Origin of the sequence: Methylobacterium sp. J-072 (genome assembly GCF_022829425.1) — a bacterium.
Classification (GTDB): domain Bacteria; phylum Pseudomonadota; class Alphaproteobacteria; order Rhizobiales; family Beijerinckiaceae; genus Methylobacterium.
The window spans coordinates 232489-254263 of the sequence record NZ_JAKSYK010000207.1; the positions used below are offsets into that span (position 1 = coordinate 232489).

Genomic DNA, 21775 nt, shown 5'->3' on the forward strand with positions numbered 1-21775 from the left:
AGCTGCAAATCCACTTCAGCCTCGATGCAGGCAATCCTAGGCATTCTGTCTCTCGTGATCGGGATCGCCCCGGTGATCCCGCGCTTCATTCGGAGTCAGGACATGAGACGGATCGCTGTGCTTTCGGCCGCCGCGCTGATCGGCGCGGGGACCCTCGCTTCCACCGCCGCCGAGGCCCGCGGCGGTGGCGCCATCGCGGCAGGCATCATCGGCGGCCTGGCGGCCGGCGCCCTGATCGGCGCCGCAGCCCAGGCCGCCCCCGCCTACGGCTATTCCTACGGCTCGCCCTATGACGGCTACGGGCCGACCCCCGTGGTGGTCCGGCCGCGCCCGGTCTATCGCGCCTACGAGGACGTGGAGCCGGTCTACGCCACGCGGCGGGTGGTCACCTATGAGCGGGTGCCGGTCGGCTACGGCCACCGGCGCTGGCGCGACGACCCGGATTGCGACGACGCTTACGGCTACGGCCGCCGCTACCGCGGCTGGTGAACACGGTCCCGCGTCGGGACCGGGCAATCCTGAGGATCCCGGCCGACGAGCGGGCCGCCCGGGTCGCTCTGCCGGTGCCGTCTCGTCCTGGGTGACGGAATCGTCGGTGTGGGGCTCGCCGAAACAATGCAGGTCACGCCTGCGCCCTGTCCGCGTACTCCACCCCAGCTTCGTCGGTTACGTTTGCTGGCTCTGAGTCGGCACTGATCCAACGGCATCGGCGAATCTATGCTTGTCCATGAAGGCGAGACGCGCAGCTTCGCGGCGGACCTCAACCTGTCCTGGTCCCTGGCGGCGGTGGCCGGTGCACTGAACACGGCGGGCTTCTACGCCGTCGGGTTCTACGCCTCGAACATGACCGGCAACGTCTCGGCGATCTCCGACCGGGCCGGGACCGGCGACCTGATCCTGGCCGTGAAGGCGCTGCTCCTCGTCGTCCTGTTCATGCTGGGCGCCGCGACCTCGACGCTGCTGATCCGTCGTCGGCGGCGCCACGCGCGCCACGATGCCTATGCCTACAGCATCTGCGCGGAAGCCTGTTTGCTCGCCGCGATCGGCCTCGTCGCCCTGCCGCTGGCCGAGCCCGCCCGCGGCGAGGCCCTGGTGTTCGGCCTCAGCTTCGTCCTGGGCCTGCAGAACGCCGTGGTGACGAAGATCACCGATGCCCGGGTTCGGACCACCCATGTCACCGGCATGGTCACCGATATCGGCATCGAGCTGGCGCGCTGGCTGGACCGCAAGGCCGGCGATCCCCTAGCGAAGCGCCACGACCCCGACAAGCTGCGGCTTCACCTGATGACGGTGGGTGCGTTCCTCGGCGGCGGCCTCGTGGGCGTGCTGGCCTATCGCACGGTCGGCGTGGGGCTGCTGTTCGCCGCCGCCGCGATCCTGGCGCTGCTGGCGGCCCCGGTGCTCGGCGCCCGCCGCTCGGCCCCTGCGGAGTGACGGGGCCGCGCTCAGGCCTTGATGTCGAGGAGCTGGCCGCTCATGCGGTCGGCGGTGCGCGCCACGGCGGCATTCAGCGCGAAGGATGTCCGCGACTCGATCAGGTCGGCGACGGTGCTGGACAGATCGACCTGCGCGGCGGGCGGCAGGGCCGCATCCCCGGCCGGGGTGCCGATAGACGCAACTTTCTGCGCTGCCGTCCCGAGCCGGTCGGTCGCCCGGGTCATACCGGCGGTGGCCGTCTGAAGCGCGTCGATCATTACAGGGTCTCCCGGCGGGGATTGTGACAGGGAGAGCCGAGGCAACGGTTTCGCGGTTCCGTAAAATGCGAGGCAACGCGTGGATTCTGCGGGCAAGCGACGAGACAGGCCCGCAAGTTGATGGCCTAGTCGCTCTCCGTGTCAGGCGTCAGGCTCGGAGCATCAGGCATCGCCAACAACGCCCGCCGCGTCCTGGGCCTGGAGCACGTCGGGGCGCGGCATCGAGATGATGTTGTAGCCGGCATCCACGAAATGGACTTCGCCGGTCACGCCGCCGGAGAGGGGCGACAGCAGGTAGAGGGCGGAACCGCCGACATCGTCGAGGCTGACGGTGCGGCGCAGCGGCGCGTGGGCCGCCTGGTGGTTGAACATCAGCCTTGCGTCGGCGATGCCGGCGCCGGCCAGGGTCCGCATCGGACCGGCCGAGAGGGCGTTGACCCGGATCCCGTCCGGACCGAGATCGCTCGCCAGGTAACGCACCGAGGCTTCCAGCGCCGCCTTGGCCACACCCATCACGTTGTAGTTCGGCATGACCCGGGTGGAACCACCGTAGGTGAGCGTCAGCAGGGAGCCACCGTTCTTCATGCGCTTGGCCGCGCGCTGGGCGATCTCGGTGAACGAGAAGCACGAGATCGTCAGGGTCCGCGCGAAATTCTCGCGGGTGGTGACATCGACGTAGCGGCCCTTAAGCTGCGCCTTGTCGGAGAAACCGATGGCGTGGACGACGAAGTCGAGTTCGCCGTCGAAGCGCGCGTCGAGGGCCGCGAAGGTGGCGTCCACCGAGGCGACGTCCTCGACATCGCAGGGCAGCACGATGTCGGACTCGAGCCGCGCTGCCAGGGGGGCGACCCGCTTTCCGAGTGCCTCGCCCTGATAGGTGAAGGCCAGGCGGGCGCCATGGGCGTGGAGGGTCCGGGCGATGCCCCAGGCGATCGAGTGATCGTTGGCAACGCCCATGATCAGGCCGCGCTTGCCCGCCATCAAACCTGTCATGCCGACTCACATTCCGTACGAGCACGCCGCCCAGGGGAAACCGGGACGGGCCGCGATGCGATCGTGCAGATCGCGACGCGGGTGCCTTAACGCGGCTTGCCGCGCGATCCAAACCGGACAGGCATCGGCACGGGCCAAAAAAAAGCCCCGCCGGCGGGCGGGGCGTTCATCGCAGGGTGGAGGCGCGGCCTAGAAATACCCGTCCGTGTGCGAGCGCGCTTCCTCGATCAACGCCTGCTTGGCGTAGATCGCGGCGCAGCCCGCGATCATCAGGCCGCCCAGTGCTCCGATCAGGAACGTACCCATCGTCACCACCTTGTCCAACGACCGGTAAACGCCGCCCCGTTCGCGGTGGTTCCGGATTGGGACGGTCAGGCGTCCACGTGCTTCAGCACCAGCGTGGCGTTGGTGCCGCCGAAGCCGAAGGAGTTGGTCAGGACGTGGCCCAGCTTGGCGCCGTCCCGGCGTTCCCGCAGGATCGGCATGTCGGCGAAGGCCGGATCGATCGTGTCGATATGGGCGCTCTCGCAGATGAAGCCGTTCTGCATCATCAGCAGGCTGTAGATCGCCTCCTGCACGCCAGTGGCGCCGAGCGAGTGGCCGGTCAGCGACTTGGTGGCCGAGATGGGCGGGCAATCCTCGCCCCGACCGAACACCTCCCGGATCGCCTCGATCTCCTTGTCGTCGCCGACAGGGGTCGAGGTGGCGTGCGGGTTGATGTAGTCGATCCGCGCGCCCTTCAGGTTCTCCATGGCCTGGCGCATGCAGCGCACCGCACCCTCCCCCGACGGGGCGACCATGTCGTGACCGTCCGAGGTGGCGCCGTAGCCGGCGACCTCGCCGTAGATCCGCGCGCCGCGCGCCTTGGCGTGCTCCAGCTCCTCAAGGACCAGCACGCCCGCGCCGCCCGCGATGACGAAGCCGTCCCGGTTGGCGTCGTAGGCGCGCGACGCCCGGGACGGCGTGTCGTTGTACTTCGATGACATGGCGCCCATGGCGTCGAACAGGTTCGAAAGCGTCCAGTCGAGATCCTCGCAGCCGCCGGCGAAGATGATGTCCTGGCGGCCGCCCTGGATGATCTCCGCAGCGTTGCCGATGCAGTGGTTGGAGGTCGCGCAGGCCGACGAGATCGAGTAGTTTACGCCGCGGATCTTGAACCAGGTCGCCAGCGTCGCCGAGGCGGTCGAGGACATCGCCTTCGGCACCGCGAACGGACCGATCCGCTTCGGGCCCTTGTCGGCGGTGATCGCCGCGGCATCCACGATCACCCGGGTCGAGGGACCGCCCGAGCCCATGATGATGCCGGTGCGCTCATGCGAGATCTCGGCCTGCTCAAGGCCCGAATCGCGGATCGCCTGATCCATGGCGACGTGGTTCCAGGCGGAGCCGCCGCCGTGGAAGCGCATGGCGCGCCGGTCGACCACGCCCTCGGGATCGAGGCTGGGCCGACCCGAGACCTGGCTGCGGAAGTTGTGCTCGGCATAGCTCGCGTCGCGCGCGATGCCTGAGCGCGCCTCGCGGAGGGAGGCCAGGACCTCCTGCGTGGTGTTGCCGATGGACGAGACGATGCCCATCCCGGTGATGACGACGCGGCGCATGGTCGTGACGATTCCTCCGTCGCGGCGTCGGTCGCCCGTGCCGCGTCCCGGTCAGCTAAGGTGACGCGGGTACAATCTCAACTGCCGAGGGCGTCCGGCGTTGCCGACCAGGTGCGAAACATGCCCTCGAAGACGCGGCCCGGTCAGCTCTGGAACAGGCCGACCCGCATATCCTGGACCTGGTAGACGCGCTCACCATCCGCCTCAAGCCAGCCGTCGCCGATGCCCAGCACGAGCTTGCCCTGGCGGACGCGCTTCACGTCCACGTTGTAGACGACCCGCTTCATGGTCGGCAGGACCTGGCCGGCGAGCTTCACCTCGCCAACGCCCAGCGCCCGGCCGCGGCCCGGCGCGCCGAGCCAGCCGAGATGGAAGCCGAGCATCTGCCACAGGGCGTCGAGGCCCAGGCAGCCCGGCATCACCGGGTCGCCCTGGAAGTGGCAGGGGAAGAACCACAGGTCGGGGCGGATATCGAGCTCGGCGGTCACATGGCCCTTGCCGTGGGCACCGCCCTCCTGGCCGATGCTGGTGATCCGGTCGAACATCAGCATCGGCGGCAGCGGAAGCTGCGCATTCCCGGCGCCGAAAAGCTCGCCGCGCCCGCAGGCCAGTAGATCCTGGTAGGAATAGTGCGACTTGCGGCTCGCGGCCTGTGCTGGCGTCTCGGCGTCTTGCGACATGAAGGAGGCTGTTTCCTCTGGATTCTAAAATCTTCGGCGGGCGGGCACGCGATACGCGAGAGGCGCCCCGTCGTTCGGCGCGCGGGTTAGCACGGGGCGCCGAACCGTCAAAGCCATCCCCGCCTTCGCACCGGCCCCGATGCGGCTCGGGTTGCGACCGCATGTCCACTTCCGTATAGTATGACGAATCCCATTCCTACAGGGTCCTCGTCGAGCGTTCAGTCCCGAAATGTCCGAACTGCTGCCCCTTCAGGCGATCCTCAACGGCCGGGTGCCCGCCCCCCAGCTGGAAGCCAACGGCATGCCGCGTCGCGGCTGTCCGCTGTCCGATCTGCGCGACCGTTTGCGCCGGGCCGGTCTGCGGCCGACCCGTCAGCGCCTGTCCCTGGGCTGGCTCCTGTTCGGCCGCGGCGACCGCCACCTGACCGCCGAGATGCTCTACGACGAGGCGATGCGCGCCAAGGTGCCGGTCTCGCTGGCCACCGTCTACAACACCCTCCACCAGTTCACCGAGGCCGGGCTCCTGCGCCAACTCGCGCTGGATGGGTCGAAGGCCTATTTCGACACGAACCCGAGCGAGCACCACCACTTCTACCTCGAGGACGAGAACCAGGTGATCGACATGCCGGATTGCGGCATCACGGTCGACTCCCTGCCGGAGGCCCCCGAGGGCATGGAGATCGCCGGCGTTGAGGTGATCGTCCGCCTCCGCCGCGCCCGTCCGGCGACGCGCCGCCAGAGCTGAGTGCTTCGGGCGGTTTCGGCTGCTTGCGCTGACGTTGAGCCGCCCGGTTTCGGGCGGCTTTTTTGTTGCGCGTCGGTCGTTTCTGGATAAATCGCCGGTCCCCTCTCCCGAGCGGGAGAGGGACAGGGTGAGGGATGGGACCTTTCCGGAGAGACCTGTCCCCTCACGCCAACCCTCTCCCGCACGGGAGAGGGGGCACGTCACGAGCTGCATGTGCGGGGTGTGGGCATCGCGGCGCGTGCGCGGGACGAGGCCTGCGCCCCGCTTCGCGAAGGCGAGCGCTTGCCGGTCCTCAACCGAACCGCAGCGAGCCCTTCCAATTACCGACACGCCACCCCTCCCCCTCATCCTGAGGCGACGGAGCGCAGCGGAGGCCCCGAAGGAGGGTTCCAGGGATCGAGCGGGTTCTGGAGAGCTCCTTCCTGGGTGACGCGACGCGCCGCCACTTCAGGATGAGGGAGGGGGTTGGAGACGCTGGGTCTTCTCAACCCCAAAAAAGCTATTCCACCACCTCGTTCGGATACACGCCCCAGAGGCGGTTCTGGCGGATGTAGCCGTCCACGTCCCGCCGGTTCGGCAGAGTCACGATCAGCCGGCACCAGCCTGAGCTGCAAGTCTTTACGCTGCCGATCACGCCGGTCTGGAGCCGCGCTTCGTCCGCGGCGCCCTCGTCGGCCTTGGCGCGCAGTGGGATCGCGGCCTTCTCGGCGCCCTTGTCCGGGCCTGCATTGACGATCGCGGTGCGGCGGCCCGACAGGAGCGAGTGCAATACCCAACCCTCGGTGCCCTCCGAATCGCGGATCCGCCGCCAGGTCTCGAACTCGCCGACGATCTCCACCGGCAGGCCGGCCCGCTGGAACACCCAGAGAGTGCGGTGATCCTTGGAGGGCCCCTCCCGCAGGTTGACGCGGTCGGTCTTCAGGCTGGCGTAGCGGGGCAACGGCAGCTTGGTGACGGGGCCGATGCCGGTCTCGGGTATCGTGGGCGGCGGGGCCGCAGCCGCGGGGGCGAGGCCGGCCAGCACCAGCGCCGCGACGGCGAAGCTCAGGCGTGACGCGCGCATGGTCTTCTCCATTTCCCGACGTCGCGGTGCCGCGCGGAACCGCCTGGGGCCGATCCGCTCGGGCGATTGATCCTGTTTCCCCCGTCCCGGGAACCGGAAAGCCCCGAACGGGGCCAGCCCGAAGGGCCTGGGAGGTGATAGCGCGGTCCTTCGATGCGCGGATCCCGCCGGCATCCGATTGTGTTCCGGCCCACCTCTGGTAGAGAGGCCGATGGGTCGGAACAGGCTCCGGGACAGGTGCCTCGCACCCGACCTGTCTGGCCGAGTTCGGTTAACGGACGCTTGCTGACGGTGGTCCGGATCCGGTCCACCGGGCAGGGATCGCCAACACGGCCGCGAGGCTGACGGGGAGAGAGACGTGTCGAAGCGCAAGCCGCTGGTGGTCGTGACGCGGCGCCTGCCGGATGCCGTCGAGACGCGGATGCGCGAGCTGTTCGACGTGCGCCTCAGTTCCGACGATGCCGCGATGCCGGCGGACGCCCTGGCGGCGGCCCTGCGCGAGGCCGACGTGCTGGTCCCCACCGTCACCGACGAGATCGATGCCGGGCTGCTCGCCCAGGCCGGCCCGAACCTGCGGCTGATCGCCAATTTCGGCAACGGCGTCGATCACATCGACGTGGCCGCCGCCCTGGAGCGCGGCATCACGGTCACCAACACCCCCGGCGTCCTGACCGAGGACACCGCCGACATGACCATGGCGCTGATCCTCGCCGTGGCCCGCCGGGTCACCGAGGGCGCGCGGATCATCCCGGACGACGACTGGACCACGGGCTGGTCGCCGACCTGGATGCTCGGCCGGCGCATCACCGGCAAGCGCCTCGGCATCGTCGGCATGGGCCGGATCGGCCAGGCGCTCGCCAAGCGCGCCCGAGCCTTCGGCCTGCAGGTCCATTACCACAACCGCCGCCGGGTGCCGGCCGCGATCGAAGGCGCGCTCGACGCGACCTACTGGGAATCCCTCGACCAGATGCTGGCCCGGGTCGACATCGTGTCGGTGAACTGCCCGCATACGCCGGCGACCTACCATCTGCTCTCGGCCCGGCGGCTCAAGCTGCTGAAGCCCGAGGCGATCGTGGTCAACACCGCCCGCGGCGAGGTGATCGACGAGAACGCGCTCGCCCGGCTGATCGAGGCCGGCGACGTCTCGGCGGCCGGCCTCGACGTGTTCGAGCAGGAGCCGGCGGTGAGCCCGCGCTTGGTGAAGCTCGCCCGCCAGGGCAAGGTCGTGCTGCTGCCCCATATGGGCTCGGCGACCTACGAGAGCCGCACCGACATGGGCGAGAAGGTCATCATCAACATCAAGACCTTCATGGACGGCCACCGCCCGCCGGACCGGATCCTGCCGAGCATGCTCTGAGAACGGTCTCGGAAACACCACCCTTGTCTTTCCGGGGCCGCGCAGCGGAACCCGGAACCCATAAACGCCGATGCTGCCGGATGAGCGCAACGCTCTACGATCCGGTCCAGCCGCTCAAGGTCGGGTAGAGGTCCGTCCAGTCCGGGTTGAAATCCTCGATCAATCGGATCTTCCAGTCGCGGCGCCATTTCTTGAGCGCCTTCTCCCGGTCGATCGCCTCCGCGATGTCATCGTAGGATTCATACCAGACCAGCCGCGTCACACCGTAGGTCGCCGTGAAGCCCGGGCTTGCTGCGATCCGATGCTCGTGGACGCGGCGGGCGAGATTGTTGGTGACGCCGACGTAGAGGGTGCCGTGCTTTCGGCTGGCGAGCAGGTAGACCCAGTAAGCCGCAGTGGATTTGCCCGACCGGCTTCATTTCCAAACCGAAGCCGACAGCGCCTATTTTCGGCATCCTCGGCGGTTATGGGTTCCGGGTTCTCGCCTTCGGCGAGCCCCGGAAAGACAAGGTGCGGTGTTCGCGGTTGAAGCGATTCGAGCGGTGAATCATAGCAAGTCGCCTTCCGCCGCCAAGGTGGCTGGGGGCGTCTCGCGGCTCACGCTCTGGAACAGCCGCTCGCTGGTCAGCTTGAGGAAATAGAACCCGAATTCCGGGTTTTGGTAATAGAGCTGCTTCACGTCGGAATACGAGATGCAGAGCGCGTTGCCGGCCTCGATGCAGATCAGCGAGGCGGTCCGGGTGTTGCCCGGCGCGAGCAGGCCGAGCTCGCCGACGATGCCGCCCTTGCGCACCTCGATCCCGACCTCCGGGATCCGGAAGGCGCCGCTCTCGACGTAGTACATCTCGCCGGCCGGCTCGCCCTTGCGGAACACCACCTCGCCGATCCCGAACGGGCGCTGTGACCCGAACGGCCGCAGCCATTCCAGGGACAGGGTGCCGTCGGCCGCGGTCTCGACATCGCGCACGAGGCGCATCATCTGCCAGAGCCGGTAGGCGTTGAACGGGATCTGGATCGCCTCGGTGAGCACCACCGGCATGCTGCCGATGAGCACCCCGTAGGTGATCACGGCGCAGCTGGCGCAGAGCGAGATGATCCGCAGCGGGATCATGGTGCTCATGGCCGAGGCCGAGATGGTCAGCGCGGTGCCGAGATAGCCGATCGCCTCGATCCAATCCACGCGCGCCTCCACCATCCCGCCAGCCCCAGCGGGATGCCTGTCCCGCTTCGCTCCGGCAAGACGCGCGGGCCCGAGCCGGGCGTCTGCGCCTCAGGCTGTGCCCGCGCGGATACGCTCGGCGGCCGCCGCGGCGGCGCGGGTGCCTTCCTCGTAGGCGCCCCCGACCGTGCCCCATTGCAGCCGCGACAGCGCCTCCCCGGCGAACCAGACCGTGTCGGCGAGCGGCGCGTGCAGGAACTCCCGGGCCGGCGCGTGGCCGGGGGGCACCACCGCCCAGGAGCCGCGGGACCACGGATCATGCCGCCACGTGCTCACCGCCGGGATGGTCAGGTCGCGCAGCCGCGCCCGGCCGAACTGCTCGGCCAGGACCGCCCGGACATGACGGCGCACCCCATCGGCCCCGGATCCGGCGGCGTCGAGCGCTCGGGCCTCGTGCACGTCGAGCTCGTAATAATGGAACGGTGTGCCGTCGATCCGGGTGAGCAGGCCCGCCGGCGAGGGCCGGGTGCCGTGGATCGCCGCCAGCCTGTCGCGGCCCCGGAACGGGCTCGACGGCCAGTGCAGCACCGCGTGCTCGTAGAGGCCGGTGGAAAAGCCGTCGATCGCGGCGCGGACCGCGTTCGGCAGCGGCGGCGAGAAGGCGGGCCCGTCGCGCAGCACCATGACCGGCACGGTCACGATCACCGCCCGGGCGCGATACTCCGTGCCATCGGCCGTCTCCAGGCGCACGCGCTTGTCCGACCAGTCGATGCGCGTCACCGGGCTCGCGAGCGCGATCGGCAGGTCGTTGGCCAGCCGAGCGAGGTAGCTGCCGTAGCCGCCGGCCAGAAAAAAGTTCTCGCTGTATTCGAGGCTCGGGAAGTCGTGCAGCGACACCTCGCCGAGCGGCCGGCCCGAGACCAGGCCGTGGACCTGCGCCACCCGAGAGCCCCAGGGTCCGAGGCCCGGCGGCAGGGCGGTCCCGGCCGGCCGGTCGGGCCCCGGCTGCGCGGCGCCGCGGGTCATGGCCTGGTCGGCCCGGTCGAAGGCCCGGGCATTGGCCCGGATCTCGTCTGGCCGGCCCCGGCGTCGGTCGACCCAGACATGGCTCTCCTGGGGGGCCAGCTTCAGGCGCTCCCCCCGCGACCGGCCCAAGGCCACCAGCGGGTTGATCGGCCCGGCATGGAGCCAGTGCGCCCCGAGGTCGAGGGCGTGGCCGCGGATCGAGACCGTGAAGGCCCGGCCGCCGATCCGGTCGCGGGCCTCCAGCACGGCCACACGGACGCCCCGCTCCACCAGGGTCCGGGCCGCCCCGATCCCGGCGGCGCCGGCGCCGATCACCAGCACCTCCGGATCCGCGGGCAGCGGTGCCAGGCGCGGCCGGTAGTCGGGCGCGCGCGCCGGCTCCGCGGATGTCCCAGAGGTCGAGGCCGTCATCCTGGCGTCCTGCACGCGCGCTCCTGTCCGCTCGCTCCGATGCGGCGGCGCCCGGCCTTGCGCCGGTGGCCGCACCCCTTCACAACGCTGCCGCGCCGCCTCCAGCGCTAGCCGGAAACCCCGCCCGATGATCGTCGAGTCCGCCGCGGCGGCTTTGCGCCAGACCTTCTCCCCGCCCCTGCGGGCGATCCTGTGGAAGTCCCTCGGCCTGACGCTCGGGCTGCTGGTCCTGCTGTGGCTCGGCCTGACCCGCCTGGTCCAGGCGTTTCAGGCGAGCCACCACATCTCAGCCCAATACCCGATCCTCGACAGCCTCGCCTACTACCTTGCCGGGTTCGGCCTGTTCGTGGTTCTGGCCTATCTCATGCCGGCGATCTCGATCCTGGTGGCGGGCTTTTTCCTCGACGATGCCGCCGCGATCGTGGAGCGCACGGACTTTCCCGACGATCCCCCCGGCCGGCCGATGCCGCTCGGCACCGCGATGTTCTACGCCGTGCGCTTCGCGGGTGTGACGCTGCTGGTCAACCTGGCGGCGCTGGTGATCTTCTTCGTGCCGGTGATCGGGATCGCGGCGTTCTTCGGCGCCAACGCCTACCTGCTGGCGCGGGAATATTTTGAGATGGCGGCGGCCCGGTTCCGGCCGCTTCCCGAGGCCGCCGAGATGCGAAAGACCTTCGCGGTGCGCACGCTCAGCGCCGGCTGCCTGATGTCGGCCATGATGGTCATACCGATCCTCAACCTGCTGACGCCGCTGTTCGGGATCGCCCTGATGGTCCACCTGCACAAGCGCCTAAGCGGGCGCCGGCAACTGGCGGCGCCGGTCCCGCGATAGGGGATGCGTCGAAGCCTCGCTCTGGTCGGCGGGGGCTTCGGCCGCTACCGTGGCGAGAACCCGGCGGCGCTCCGGGGCGGAGAGCCGAACGATGAAGGCGCACGACGCGGCGCAGGGTGGCCCCAAGGACATCCCCCCGCCCCCGGGCAAGGGCCCGTTTCTCCTGGTGGGGCTGATCGCGCTCGGCTTGCTCGGCTACGGCGCCTACAACCACTGGCAGCGGGACGTCGAGGCGACCGCGACGCTGGAGCGGATCAAGACCCTGGTGCCCCAGGTGCGCACCGTGGTTGCGGAGCGGGCGGACGGCCCCCTCGATCTGACGCTTCCGGGCGAGACGCAGCCCTTCACCACCGCGTCCATCGCGGCCCGCGCCACCGGTTACATCGCCGAGCGGCGGGTCGATATCGGATCCCGGGTCAAGGCCGGCGACCTGCTCCTGCGCATCGCGGCCCCGGATCTCGACCAGCAGCTCGCGCAGGCTCAAGCGCAGGTCGGCCAGCTGAAGGCGCAGCTGCTGCAGGCTCAGGCGCAGGTCGAGCAGGCCCGCGCCAACGTCAACCTCGCCAACCTGACCAACAACCGCACCGCGACCCTGGCCGTCCAGGGCTGGGCCTCGCGCCAGAACGCCGACACCTCGCAGGCGAGCGTGCTCTCGCAGGCCGCGGCCCTCGCGGCCGCCGAGGCGGGGGTGAAGGTGGCTACCGCCAACATCACGTCGCAGGAGGCGGCGGTCGAGCGCCTGAAGGCGCTGACCGCGTTCGAGCGGGTGGTCGCGCCCTTCGATGGCGTGGTGACGACCCGCAACGTCGATGTCGGTGATCTGGTCAAAGCCGACAACGGCGGCACGCCGCTGCTCAGCATGGACCAGGACAGCCTTCTGCGCATCGCCGTGAACGTGCCCCAGAACGATGCCATCGGGGTCAAGCCGGGCGTCCAGGCCGAGATCAGCGTGCCGCAGATCCCGGGACGCCGCTTCGGCGGCTTCGTCGAGCGCAGTTCGGTGGCGCTGAACGCCGCCTCGCGCACCTTGACGACCCAGGTCGACGTGCCGAACCCTGACCGGGTCCTGCGGGCGGGCCTCTACGCAACCGTCACGCTGAAGATTCCGCGCACCGAGGAAAGCGTCTCGGTCCCCGCGGAGGCGACGGTGTTCAACCGCAACGGCCTTCAGGTCGCCGAAGTCGGCGACGACGACAAGGTCACGTGGCGGACGATCCGGGTGCGGCGCGATCTCGGGCGGGTGCTCGAACTCGAATCGGGTCTGGCCGCCGACAGCCACATCGTCTTCAGCCCTCCGCCCGAGCTGCGCGACGGTCAGACGATCGAGCGCGTGACGCCGCCGCAGCCGGCCAAGCCGATCCGGGCTGCGGAGCGGTGATGGCTGACGATGGGTTTAGTTGCGATGTCCCCGGCGCCGCTACCTGTTCGGCACCTCTCCCATACAAATCCCTCATCCTGAGGTGCCCGGCGATCGAAGATCGCTGGGCCTCGAAGGAGCCCTCCAGAAGCCTTTGCGATCCCTGGAGGCCTCCTTCGAGGGCTCCGCTCCGCTGCGCCACCTCAGGATGAGGGCGAGTGTGGGATCGTTCTTGAGCTTGCAGCACCGCGCACCGTCATTGCGAGCGCAGCGAAGCAACCCAGGGAAACGCTACATTCGGATAGCGCGCGCTGCCCTGGGTTGCTTCGCTGCGCTCGCAATGACGGTGGAGGCTCAATTGCGGACCGCGTCCCCAACAAACGCGTCTCAATTCACCCGCACCACCAGCTTCATCTTCGGATGAATACCGCAGAGGACCTGAAACGTCCCGCGCTCGGTGAAGGTGACCGGCGTGCGGCTGCCTGGCTCCTGGTCGCCGGAATCAAAGCTGAACGTGTCGGATTCGACGAACACGTGATGCAGCAGGTCGCTGTCGTCGTTGACGAACATCACCGTCTCGCCCCGGCTCAAGGCGATGTTGCCCGGCTGGAACGCCCGGCCCTTCTGCGACACCAGCAGCCCGGAGGCCTCGAGATTGCCGACCAGGACCAATCCGCAGATCATCCCGAGGGCCAATGCGAGCGCTGCCGGGAGAACCGGCTTCCAGCGAAGTGATGCGGGTAAACTCGGCGCTGCGGGGGCCATGCTGTTCCTCGAATTCGCCAGCGCCGAACCGGTATCCGCAGCAGCGGCAAGCGTTCGAGCCCAGGTAGTCTAGAGGAACGTTTATTGAGAAATCATTTTCGCGATGCCCCGCGTTCCAGCTCATCCGGCTGTTTCCGAGGTGATTGAGCCGCGAAAACGCTTATCGAAGAGTCGAGCGCAGGATCGGCCGGCTAATCGAGCCTTAACATGTAGCAATTACGGTTCACTGGACCTGTCACACGGCGGCCCGGTGCGATGCGAGACCCCGAGAGAGCGACGGACGAGCAGGCGCCTTCGGGTCTGGCGCGTCTTGCGCGCGGCGTGACGGGTCTGTCGACGACGATCCGCGGCCGGATCTTCGTCGCCTTCCTCGGGATGAGCCTGCTCTCCGGCGCGCTCGGTCTCTACGCCGTCGTGGCGATCTCGCATGTCGGGGTGCTGGTCAACCGCACCTATGACGAATCGCTGATGTCGATCAATTACGCCCGGGCGACCGCGGCGGATTTCGCCAAGATGCGCAGCGCCTTCGCCCGCCGGACCTATGTCCGCGACGCCGCCGAGGCGGCCAAGCTCGATGCGGAGATCGCCGAACTCTCGACCACGCTGGCCGAAGACCTGACCATTGCGGTCGAGCGCTCGCAGTCGGACCGGTCGGTGCGCACCGCCGGCGCCGTGCAGGCGGCCGTGGCCGCCTGGGAGGAGATGCGCCGCGGCCTCGATCCGGCCACGGCTCGCCCCGAGCGCTGGGACGCGCTCGACCAGCGCGCCAACGCGGTCGACAGCCAGATCGACCTCCTGGTCAACTACACCGCGGGCGACGGCTTCACCTTCCGCCAGGCTGCCCGGATGCTCGTCGCCCGGGAGATGCACGTCAACGCCGTCGTGGCCGGCCTGGCGGTGTTCGCCTGCGCGCTGATCGCGTGGCTGCTCAACCGCCGCATCACCGGCCCGCTAGCGGACGCCTCGGTGGCGGCGGAACGGATCGCCAGCGGGCGCCTCGACGACCGGATCCCGGCCGGCGGCCGGGACGAGCTCGGCAGCCTGCTCCGCTCGATGGCGGTGATGCGCGACAACATCCACGCGATGATGCAGCGCGAGGTCAGCCAGCGCCGCGTCGCCGAGGCCCTGGTGACCGACGCGCTCCAGACCTCCCGCGAGGGCGTGGTCGTGGTCGATGCCGAAGGCGGCATCGCCCTCGCCAACGCCCAGGCTCTGCATTTCTTCGATGGGTTGGAGGCTGCGATCGCGGCCGGCATGTCCCTGGCGGTCCCTGCCGATGAAGCCGGCTCCGGCTCGAAGACCCTCGACGAGTGCTTCCGGGCGCTTGCCCGCGACGGCGAGATCCGGCTGGCGGACGGGCGCTGGCTGCGGGTGAGCCGCAGCGCCACCCAGTCGGGCGGCTTCGTGGCCGTGTGCAGCGACATCAGCCTGCTCAAGGAGCAGGAAGACCGGCTGACCGAGACCAACCTCCGGCTCGACGCGGCTCTGGACAACATGTCCCAGGGCCTTTGCCTCTACGACGCGCAGCATCGCCTGATGGTGGTGAACCGGCGCTACAGCGAGATTTACGGCCTGCCCGCCGATGCCATCGTTCCCGGGATGTCGGCGCAGGACGTGCTGAGCGTCAGCCTCGCGGCCGGCAACCATCCGGGCAGCGACCTCGCCACCCTCCTCCGCCAGGAGCACGAGGCCCATCGCGGCGGCATCTGGCATACGCAGTTCCAGGAGCTGGGCAACGGCCGCACGGTCTCGATCGACCGGCGCGCGACCGCCGATGGCGGCTTTGTGGCGACCTACGAGGACGTCACCGAGCGCCGCCGCGCCGAGGCCCGCATCGCCTTCCTGGCGCACCACGACACCGTGACGGGCCTGCCGAACCGGGAGGCGCTCGGCCAGCAGATCGAGATGGCGGTGGCGCAGGCCGGGCGCGATTCGGGCTTCGCGGTCTTCGCCATCGATCTCGACGATTTCCGGCCGGTGAACGAGACCCTGGGCCACGGGGTCGGGGACGAACTGCTGGCGGCCGTGGGCGAGCGGCTCACCGCCTGCGTGCGCGAGATCGACTGCGTCGCCCGGCTCGGCGCGGACGAGTTCATCGTCGTCCAGCGGGGCGTCGACCGGGCCGAGGAGGCCGCCGTTCTGGCCCGCCGGATCATCGAGGTGCTGAGCGCGCCCTACAGCCTGAGCAGCCACGAGATCAGCGTCGGGCTGACCATCGGCATCACCCTGGCGCCGGGCGACGGCGCGAGCTGCGAGAAGCTCCTGAAGAACGCCGAGGTCGCCCTCGACCGCGGCAAGACCGAGGCAAGGGGCTCGTTCCGGTTCTTCGAGCCCGAGATGGATGCCCGCCTCCAGGCCCGTCGGATCCTGGAGCGCGACCTGCGCGACGCCCTCGCCCGCGAGGCCTTCGAGGTCTACTACCAGCCGATCTACAGCCTCGCCGCGGACCGGATCTGCGGCTTCGAGGCCCTGCTGCGCTGGGACCACCCGAGCCGCGGCTTCGTCTCGCCGGCCGAGTTCATCCCGATCGCCGAAGAGCTCGGCCTGATCGTCCCGCTTGGGGAGTGGGTGCTGCGCCGGGCCTGCGAGGAAGCCGCCCGCTGGCCGGATGGGCTCAAGGTCGCGGTCAACGTCTCGGCGGTGCAGTTCACCTCGGCGAGCCTCGTCACCGCGGTGCGCGAGGCCCTGCGCCGGACCGGCCTGCCTGGGCGCCGCCTGGAGCTGGAGATCACCGAATCGGTGCTGGTGGCCAATCCCGGCGCGACCACGGCGATCCTGCACAGCCTGAAGGCCTTGGGTGTGCGGGTCTCGATGGACGATTTCGGCACCGGCTACTCGTCGCTGAGCTACCTGCGCAGCTTCCCGTTCGACAAGATCAAGATCGACCAGTCCTTCGTGCGCGATCTGTGCATCAAGGACGGGACCGACTTCATCGTCCGGGCGGTGATCGGGCTGGGCTCCAGCCTCGGCATGACCACCACCGCCGAGGGCGTGGAGACCGAGGCCCAGCTCGCGCATCTGCGGGCCGAGGGCTGCGACGAGGTCCAGGGCTACCTGATCAGCCGCGCGGTCCCGGTCTCCCAGGTGGGCGAGGTGATCAACCGCTGGAACGGCGCCGCCCGGGCCATTGCCTGAGGGGGCCCTCCCCCGTGCAGAGCTACGACGTTCAGCCATCGCTGCCGAATGAGGGCCAAGGCTACCCTTAAGCGCGTCTCCCTCCCCCCGCAGAGGGGGGGGGAGAGCCGCGGTGTCTCCAGTGTATTCCGCCGACCCGATGTGGGCATCAGCACGCCCGCACAGGACGAGCGATTTGGCGGAGCGCCCTACTCCGCCGCGTCGAGGCGCGGGCGCTCGACGTGGCTGCGCTCGGCCTTGACCAGCTCGGCGGTGCGGAACGCCACTTCCAGCGCCTGCTCCGCGTTGAGGCGCGGGTCGCAGTAGGTGTGGTACCGGTCTTGTAGGTCGTCGGCGGTGAGCGCCCGGGCGCCGCCGGTGCACTCGGTCACGTCCTTGCCGGTCATCTCGAGATGGATGCCGCCTGCGAACGTGCCCTCGGCCCGGTGGACGCCGAAGAAGCCCTCGATCTCCTGCATCACCCGGTCGAACGGCCGGGTTTTGTAGCGGCCCGCTGCCACGGTGTTGCCGTGCATCGGGTCGCAGATCCAGACCACGGACCGCCCTTCCCGCTCCACCGCCCGGATCAGGCCCGGCAGGTGGTCGCCGACCTTGTCGGCGCCGAACCGGCAGATCAGGCTAAGCCGGCCGGGCTCGTTCTCCGGGTTCAGCAGGTCGATCAGCCGGATCAGGCCGTCCGCCTGCATGGACGGGCCGCATTTCAGGCCGATCGGGTTCTTGATCCCGCGGGCATACTCGACATGCGCGTGGTCCGGCTGCCGGGTGCGGTCGCCGATCCACAGCATGTGCCCGGAGGTCGCGTACCAATCGCCCGTGGTCGAGTCGACGCGGGTCAGCGCCTCCTCGTAGCCGAGCAGCAGGGCCTCGTGGCTCGTGTAGAAATCGGTGGTCCGCACCTCCGGATGCGTCTCCGGATTGATGCCGATCGCCCGCATGAAATCGAGCGCGTCGGTCATGCGGCCGGCGACATCCTGGTAGCGCGAGGATTGCGGCGAATCCTTCACGAAGCCCAGCATCCAGCGATGCGCGTTCTCTAGGTTGGCGTAGCCGCCGGTGGCGAAGGCGCGCAGCAGGTTCAGGGTCGCGGCCGATTGCCGGTAGGCCTCGAGCTGCCGGCGCGGGTCCGGAATGCGGGCCTCCTGTGTGAAGCCGATGCCGTTGACGATGTCGCCGCGGTAGCTCGGCAGGCTCAAGCCGTCGAGGGTCTCGGTGGGCGAGGAGCGCGGCTTGGCGAACTGCCCGGCGATGCGGCCGACCTTCACCACGGGCGAACCGCCCGCGAAGGTGAGCACCATCGCCATCTGCAGGAACACCCGGAAGAAGTCGCGAATGTTGTCGGCCGAATGCTCGTCGAAGCTCTCGGCGCAGTCGCCGCCCTGGAGCAGGAAGGCTTCGCCCGCGGCGACGCGCGCGAGCGCCGCCTTCAGCTTGCGGGCCTCACCTGCAAAAACCAGCGGCGGAAAGCGCGCGATCTGGGTCTCGACCGCCTGCAGCGCTGCCGAATCCGGATAGGCGGGGACCTGCTGGATCGGCAGATTCCGCCAGTTCTTCGGTGTCCAACGCTCGGCCATGACCTCTCTCCGCGCACGTTCGTCGTGCGATCGCGCATGACGCGCGAAGCGCGGCTTATAGAGAGGTTCCCGGGTGCTTGCGAGTGGCGGATTCCTGAGGGCAGGCAAGAGCCTGAAGCAGAGTTGCGTGAGCAGCACCGCAGCGCTTTGCGCACGGCCACTGGGTCATCGCCGATTCCAGACGACGCGTTCTCGAAACCCTGTCGGCCTCAAGCCTCGCCGTCCTCGACCTCGATCCCGTGCTCGGCCAAAATCCAAAAAATGGCCTCCAGATCCTCCGCGGAGACGTCGCGGGGCGGCAGGGCTTCTTCGAGATCGTCGTAGGTCAGGCAGCGGCTGCGCTGGGTTTCGGCCTTCGCCAGCAGCCGGTCGATCGCACGGCGGATGTCGGCAGGCAGCGCGTCGTGGCTCGGGGCCCGATAGGTGAAGGCCGGCCGCAAGGCGTCGGCCAGCAGGCCGTCGATGATTGCTTGGCGACGCGCGTGCGCGTCGTCCTCGCGATCGTTCTTCCCTGCGCCCTGCTTGCCCATGACCCTGATATGGCTCGGCCGCGCACCGCGTCGAGACCCCGCGACCTGCTGAACTTAACCGACCCCTACGGGATGCTTGGTCACCTCCGGCACCCGCATGGTCACGAGCTCCTCGGCGGCCGTCGGATGGACCGCGATGGTCCGGTCGAAATCCGCCTTGGTGGCGCCCATGGTGACGGCGATGCCGACCGCCTGGATCACCTCCCCGGCATCGTGGCCGAAGATGTGGACGCCGACCACCCGGTCGCTGGCGCAATCGACCAGCACCTTCATGAGGATCCGCTCCTCCCGCCCCGAGAGCGTCGCCTTCATCGGCCGGAACCGCGACTTGTAGACGTCGATCTTGCCGTAGATCTCCCGGGCGGCGGCCTCGGTGTGGCCGACGATCCCGATCTCGGGGGTCGAGAACACCGCGGTCGGGATCAGCCGGTGATCGACGCAGGTTGGCTTGCCGCCGTAGACCGTGTCGGCGAAGGCGTGGCCCTCGCGGATCGCCACCGGGGTCAGGTTGGCGCGGTTGGTGACGTCGCCCACCGCGTAGATCGACGGGACCGGGCTCTGGGAATAGGCATCCACCGGGATCGCCCCGACGGCGTCGGTCTCGATCCCGACCTTGTCGAGGCCGAGCCCGGTAACGTTCGGGCGCCGGCCCGTCGCCACCAGAATCTGATCACAAACAATCTCCGTGCCGTCGTCGAGGCGCGCGCACAGGCCGTCGGCACGCCGGTCGATCTGCTTGAGCGTGCGGCCGAGCCGCAGGTCCATGCGCCGGCCATAGGCCTCGGCCAGGGCATCGCGGACCTCGTCGTCGAAGCCCCGCAGCAGCCTGTCGCCCCGGTGGAGCAGGGTCGTGCGGCTGCCGAGCGCCGCGAAGACGCCCGCGAACTCCACTGCGATATAGCCGCCGCCGATCACCAGGATGCGCCCGGGCAGGCTCTCCAGCTCGAACACCTCGTTGGAGGTGATCGCCAGTTCGATTCCCGGCACCGCCGGCTCCTTCACCGGGTGCGCGCCCACTGCGATCAGGATCCGCTCGGCCCGCACCGTCCGGTTCGACGCGAGCAGGCGGATCGTGTGCGGATCCTCGATCACGGCGCGCTCGGGCACGATCTCGACGCCGGCCCGCATGAGGTTGGTGTCGTAGATCCCCTCGAGGCGGGTCACCTCGGCGTCGCGGCGCTGCTTGAGCACGCTCCAGTCGAAGCGCGGGCGCTCGATCGTCCAGCCGAAACCGGCGGCGTCCTCGAACTCGTCGGCGAAGCGGCCGGCATAGACCATCAGCTTCTTCGGCACGCAGCCGCGGATCACGCAGGTGCCGCCGACCCGGTACTCTTCGGCCAGCATGACCTTGGCCCCGTAGCCGGCCGCGATCCGGGCGGCGCGGACGCCCCCCGAACCGCCGCCGATGACGAAGAGGTCGACGTCGTAGGCGCTCATGCGGGGCCGTCCATCTCGGGTCTCGTCTCGGTGTGGGGCGTCGCCGCCTCACGCATCCAGGTGATGGCAGCGCCGAGCCCGGCCGTCCACCACGCCGCCCAGCCGTTGTGCTCGACGAACGCGATGGACGCCGCGCAGGCGACGAGGCCGAGGGCCGCGGCGCGGTCCGGCTGCGGTAGGGCCGCGATGCGGCCGAGCATCAGCATCAGGACCAGCGCGGCGAGGCAGGCGCCGGGCAATCCCAGCTCGGCCCAGACCTGCAGGAAGCTGTTATGCGGGTGGCCGACGCCGAGCAGGATTCGCATCTCGGGCTCGACCGTCCCGGCCACCGGGGTCTCGGCGAAGCGTGCGCTGGTGCCGAATCCGGCCCCGCGCCAAGGATCGGCCGCCACCACGGCACCGAAGCTGCGGGCGATGGCGACCCGTGCCCGGGAGGAGGATTGCACCAGGCGCTCATGCGCCGCCTCCGGCATCACCTTCGCGAGCAGGTCCCCCTCCACAGGGGCGAGGGCCACGGCAATGCCGAGGCCGATTCCCGCGAGCCCGATCCCGACGCGTCTCGGCAGCAGCCGCGCCAAACCGAACAGCCCGGCCCCGGCCAGGAGACCGAGCTGGGCGGCGCCGCTGATCGAGCGCAGGACGCCCAGGGCGCCGAACACGAGGGTGGCGATCGCGAGGCCCCGGGCGCGGGTCCGCCAGAGCACGAGGGCCACGGGACCGGCCACGAGATCGAGGGTGAGGGCTGGCCGGTTATGGACGAAGGCGGCGACCCGGCGTCCGAGCGCTCGCTCCAGGGCGAGATCGGAGGCGAGGTCGAGTGCGATGATCAGGCCCGCCAGCACGATCGCCCCCGCGGCGAGGCGGGGCGCGAAGGCCGAGATCCGGCCGGGGGCGAGGCAGGTCAACAGGTAGGCGGCCATGAGCGTGGGCAAGAACTCGCCGAGCACCCGCAGCGACGCGCTGGGGAATGGGCTCCAGGCGAAGGAGACGAGGCACCAGGCGAGGAAAGCCAGGGCCGCGATGCCGAGTGGCGTGCCGAGGGGGGTGAGGAGGCGTGGCGCGAGGGTACGGCGATCCTCGAAGAAGCATCCAACCAGGAAGGCGAGCGCGGCGAGGGCGATAATGGCCGGGCTCGACCGGTTGGCGAGCACCATCGCCAACGGCAGGACGGCGAGCAGGGCCGCACCCGCCGCGTAGAGGCGGTTGGCGAGCTTTTCAGAGGCCACATGGCCGTTTGATCGCGCTCGCATGAGGTTCAGGGACAACGGATATCCAAACCATTCCCCTCATCCTCAGGTGCGAGCGCCGCGAGCCTCGAAGGAGCCCTCCAACTGGCCGCGTGATCCCTGGAGGGCTCCTTCGAGGCCTCCGCTTCGCTCCGTCGCCTCAGGATGAGGGCGTGGGTGGGACAGTCTGAGCTGA

At 69.5% G+C, this 21775-nt stretch carries 21 protein-coding genes; 7 read left to right on the plus strand and 14 right to left on the minus strand.

All coding sequences use genetic code 11. The features are described from left to right. Window positions 1-102: 102 nt before the first annotated feature. Window positions 103-489: a hypothetical protein gene (locus MKK67_RS27780; RefSeq protein ID WP_243971587.1), complete on the plus strand. Its 387-nt coding sequence runs from the start codon at window positions 103-105 to the stop codon at window positions 487-489. 228 nt (window positions 490-717) lie between these two features. Further along, the gene (locus tag MKK67_RS27785; protein ID WP_243971589.1) at window positions 718-1434 is read left to right on the plus strand and encodes a YoaK family protein; all 717 of its coding nucleotides are present in this window, start codon (window positions 718-720) and stop codon (window positions 1432-1434) included. An 11-nt stretch (window positions 1435-1445) separates the two neighbouring features. On the opposite strand, the gene MKK67_RS27790 is transcribed toward MKK67_RS27785, so the two are convergent. From MKK67_RS27790 to fabA, 5 genes are all read right to left on the minus strand, one after another. Beyond that, entirely contained in the window at window positions 1446-1694 is a 249-nt protein-coding gene (locus MKK67_RS27790) for a flagellar protein (RefSeq protein WP_243971591.1), read from the minus strand. 162 nt (window positions 1695-1856) lie between these two features. Then, window positions 1857-2687, minus strand: a complete 831-nt coding sequence (gene fabI, locus MKK67_RS27795) for an enoyl-ACP reductase FabI (protein ID WP_243971593.1) — start codon at window positions 2685-2687, stop codon at window positions 1857-1859. Between the two features lie 189 nt (window positions 2688-2876). Further along, the gene (locus tag MKK67_RS32720) at window positions 2877-2999 is read right to left on the minus strand and encodes a hypothetical protein (RefSeq protein WP_279601862.1); all 123 of its coding nucleotides are present in this window, start codon (window positions 2997-2999) and stop codon (window positions 2877-2879) included. A 59-nt stretch (window positions 3000-3058) separates the two neighbouring features. Beyond that, window positions 3059-4285: a beta-ketoacyl-ACP synthase I gene (fabB, locus tag MKK67_RS27800; RefSeq protein WP_243971595.1), complete on the minus strand. Its 1227-nt coding sequence runs from the start codon at window positions 4283-4285 to the stop codon at window positions 3059-3061. 143 nt (window positions 4286-4428) lie between these two features. Then, window positions 4429-4965 carry a 3-hydroxyacyl-[acyl-carrier-protein] dehydratase FabA gene (gene fabA / locus MKK67_RS27805; protein ID WP_243971597.1) on the minus strand — a complete coding sequence of 179 codons (537 nt, stop codon included), beginning with the start codon at window positions 4963-4965 and terminating at the stop codon, window positions 4429-4431. A 229-nt stretch (window positions 4966-5194) separates the two neighbouring features. Here fabA and irr point away from each other — a divergent pair, with 229 nt between their 5' ends. Next, window positions 5195-5710 carry a Fur family transcriptional regulator Irr gene (irr, locus tag MKK67_RS27810; RefSeq protein ID WP_279594574.1) on the plus strand — a complete coding sequence of 172 codons (516 nt, stop codon included), beginning with the start codon at window positions 5195-5197 and terminating at the stop codon, window positions 5708-5710. A 499-nt stretch (window positions 5711-6209) separates the two neighbouring features. Here irr and MKK67_RS27815 read toward each other — a convergent pair whose 3' ends face one another. Continuing rightward, window positions 6210-6773 (minus strand): SH3 domain-containing protein, encoded by a 564-nt coding sequence (locus MKK67_RS27815; RefSeq protein ID WP_243971599.1) that lies wholly within the window; start codon window positions 6771-6773, stop codon window positions 6210-6212. Window positions 6774-7131: 358 nt separating this feature from the next. On the opposite strand from MKK67_RS27815, the gene MKK67_RS27820 reads away from it, so the two are divergent. Beyond that, a complete protein-coding gene (locus MKK67_RS27820; RefSeq protein WP_243971603.1) occupies window positions 7132-8130 on the plus strand; it encodes a 2-hydroxyacid dehydrogenase in 999 nt (332 codons plus the stop codon). A 94-nt stretch (window positions 8131-8224) separates the two neighbouring features. Here the strand turns inward: MKK67_RS27820 and MKK67_RS27825 are convergent, their stop codons facing one another. From MKK67_RS27825 to MKK67_RS27835, 3 genes are all read right to left on the minus strand, one after another. Beyond that, on the minus strand, window positions 8225-8506 hold the full coding sequence (locus tag MKK67_RS27825; protein ID WP_243971733.1) for a GIY-YIG nuclease family protein: 282 nt from the start codon (window positions 8504-8506) through the stop codon (window positions 8225-8227). A gap of 171 nt (window positions 8507-8677) precedes the next feature. Beyond that, the gene (locus MKK67_RS27830; RefSeq protein WP_243971605.1) at window positions 8678-9310 is read right to left on the minus strand and encodes a cyclic nucleotide-binding domain-containing protein; all 633 of its coding nucleotides are present in this window, start codon (window positions 9308-9310) and stop codon (window positions 8678-8680) included. A gap of 90 nt (window positions 9311-9400) precedes the next feature. Then, window positions 9401-10726, minus strand: coding sequence for a flavin monoamine oxidase family protein (locus tag MKK67_RS27835; protein ID WP_243971607.1), 1326 nt, complete (start codon window positions 10724-10726; stop codon window positions 9401-9403). A gap of 127 nt (window positions 10727-10853) precedes the next feature. On the opposite strand from MKK67_RS27835, the gene MKK67_RS27840 reads away from it, so the two are divergent. Both MKK67_RS27840 and MKK67_RS27845 read left to right on the plus strand, forming a co-directional pair. Further along, window positions 10854-11558 carry a sulfate transporter family protein gene (locus MKK67_RS27840; RefSeq protein WP_243971609.1) on the plus strand — a complete coding sequence of 235 codons (705 nt, stop codon included), beginning with the start codon at window positions 10854-10856 and terminating at the stop codon, window positions 11556-11558. 91 nt (window positions 11559-11649) lie between these two features. After that, the gene (locus MKK67_RS27845) at window positions 11650-12936 is read left to right on the plus strand and encodes an efflux RND transporter periplasmic adaptor subunit (RefSeq protein ID WP_243971611.1); all 1287 of its coding nucleotides are present in this window, start codon (window positions 11650-11652) and stop codon (window positions 12934-12936) included. 366 nt (window positions 12937-13302) lie between these two features. On the opposite strand, the gene MKK67_RS27850 is transcribed toward MKK67_RS27845, so the two are convergent. Further along, window positions 13303-13680: a plastocyanin/azurin family copper-binding protein gene (locus tag MKK67_RS27850; protein WP_243971613.1), complete on the minus strand. Its 378-nt coding sequence runs from the start codon at window positions 13678-13680 to the stop codon at window positions 13303-13305. A gap of 255 nt (window positions 13681-13935) precedes the next feature. Between MKK67_RS27850 and MKK67_RS27855 the strand changes: the two genes are divergently transcribed. Then, window positions 13936-16815, plus strand: coding sequence for an EAL domain-containing protein (locus MKK67_RS27855; protein WP_279601863.1), 2880 nt, complete (start codon window positions 13936-13938; stop codon window positions 16813-16815). 188 nt (window positions 16816-17003) lie between these two features. Here the strand turns inward: MKK67_RS27855 and MKK67_RS27860 are convergent, their stop codons facing one another. From MKK67_RS27860 to MKK67_RS27875, 4 genes are all read right to left on the minus strand, one after another. Next, window positions 17004-18386, minus strand: coding sequence for a class II 3-deoxy-7-phosphoheptulonate synthase (locus MKK67_RS27860; protein WP_243971617.1), 1383 nt, complete (start codon window positions 18384-18386; stop codon window positions 17004-17006). 209 nt (window positions 18387-18595) lie between these two features. Continuing rightward, entirely contained in the window at window positions 18596-18916 is a 321-nt protein-coding gene (locus MKK67_RS27865; RefSeq protein WP_243971619.1) for an RNA polymerase sigma factor region1.1 domain-containing protein, read from the minus strand. 54 nt (window positions 18917-18970) lie between these two features. Then, on the minus strand, window positions 18971-20353 hold the full coding sequence (gor, locus tag MKK67_RS27870) for a glutathione-disulfide reductase (protein WP_243971621.1): 1383 nt from the start codon (window positions 20351-20353) through the stop codon (window positions 18971-18973). After that, a complete protein-coding gene (locus MKK67_RS27875; protein ID WP_243971623.1) occupies window positions 20350-21603 on the minus strand; it encodes an O-antigen ligase family protein in 1254 nt (417 codons plus the stop codon). Before MKK67_RS27875 ends, gor begins: the two co-directional genes overlap by 4 nt. Between the last annotated feature and the right edge of the window lie 172 nt (window positions 21604-21775).

Coding starts and splice junctions, on each gene's coding strand:
- MKK67_RS27780 (WP_243971587.1), top strand. CDS start 103: ATGAGACGGATCGCTGTGCTTTCGGCCGCCGCGCTGATCGGCGCGGGG.
- MKK67_RS27785 (WP_243971589.1), top strand. CDS start 718: ATGCTTGTCCATGAAGGCGAGACGCGCAGCTTCGCGGCGGACCTCAAC.
- MKK67_RS27790 (WP_243971591.1), bottom strand. CDS start 1,694: ATGATCGACGCGCTTCAGACGGCCACCGCCGGTATGACCCGGGCGACC.
- fabI (WP_243971593.1), bottom strand. CDS start 2,687: ATGACAGGTTTGATGGCGGGCAAGCGCGGCCTGATCATGGGCGTTGCC.
- fabB (WP_243971595.1), bottom strand. CDS start 4,285: ATGCGCCGCGTCGTCATCACCGGGATGGGCATCGTCTCGTCCATCGGC.
- fabA (WP_243971597.1), bottom strand. CDS start 4,965: ATGTCGCAAGACGCCGAGACGCCAGCACAGGCCGCGAGCCGCAAGTCG.
- irr (WP_279594574.1), top strand. CDS start 5,195: ATGTCCGAACTGCTGCCCCTTCAGGCGATCCTCAACGGCCGGGTGCCC.
- MKK67_RS27815 (WP_243971599.1), bottom strand. CDS start 6,773: ATGCGCGCGTCACGCCTGAGCTTCGCCGTCGCGGCGCTGGTGCTGGCC.
- MKK67_RS27835 (WP_243971607.1), bottom strand. CDS start 10,726: ATGACGGCCTCGACCTCTGGGACATCCGCGGAGCCGGCGCGCGCGCCC.
- MKK67_RS27840 (WP_243971609.1), top strand. CDS start 10,854: ATGATCGTCGAGTCCGCCGCGGCGGCTTTGCGCCAGACCTTCTCCCCG.
- MKK67_RS27845 (WP_243971611.1), top strand. CDS start 11,650: ATGAAGGCGCACGACGCGGCGCAGGGTGGCCCCAAGGACATCCCCCCG.
- MKK67_RS27850 (WP_243971613.1), bottom strand. CDS start 13,680: ATGGCCCCCGCAGCGCCGAGTTTACCCGCATCACTTCGCTGGAAGCCG.
- MKK67_RS27855 (WP_279601863.1), top strand. CDS start 13,936: ATGCGAGACCCCGAGAGAGCGACGGACGAGCAGGCGCCTTCGGGTCTG.
- MKK67_RS27860 (WP_243971617.1), bottom strand. CDS start 18,386: ATGGCCGAGCGTTGGACACCGAAGAACTGGCGGAATCTGCCGATCCAG.
- MKK67_RS27865 (WP_243971619.1), bottom strand. CDS start 18,916: ATGGGCAAGCAGGGCGCAGGGAAGAACGATCGCGAGGACGACGCGCAC.
- gor (WP_243971621.1), bottom strand. CDS start 20,353: ATGAGCGCCTACGACGTCGACCTCTTCGTCATCGGCGGCGGTTCGGGG.
- MKK67_RS27875 (WP_243971623.1), bottom strand. CDS start 21,603: ATGCGAGCGCGATCAAACGGCCATGTGGCCTCTGAAAAGCTCGCCAAC.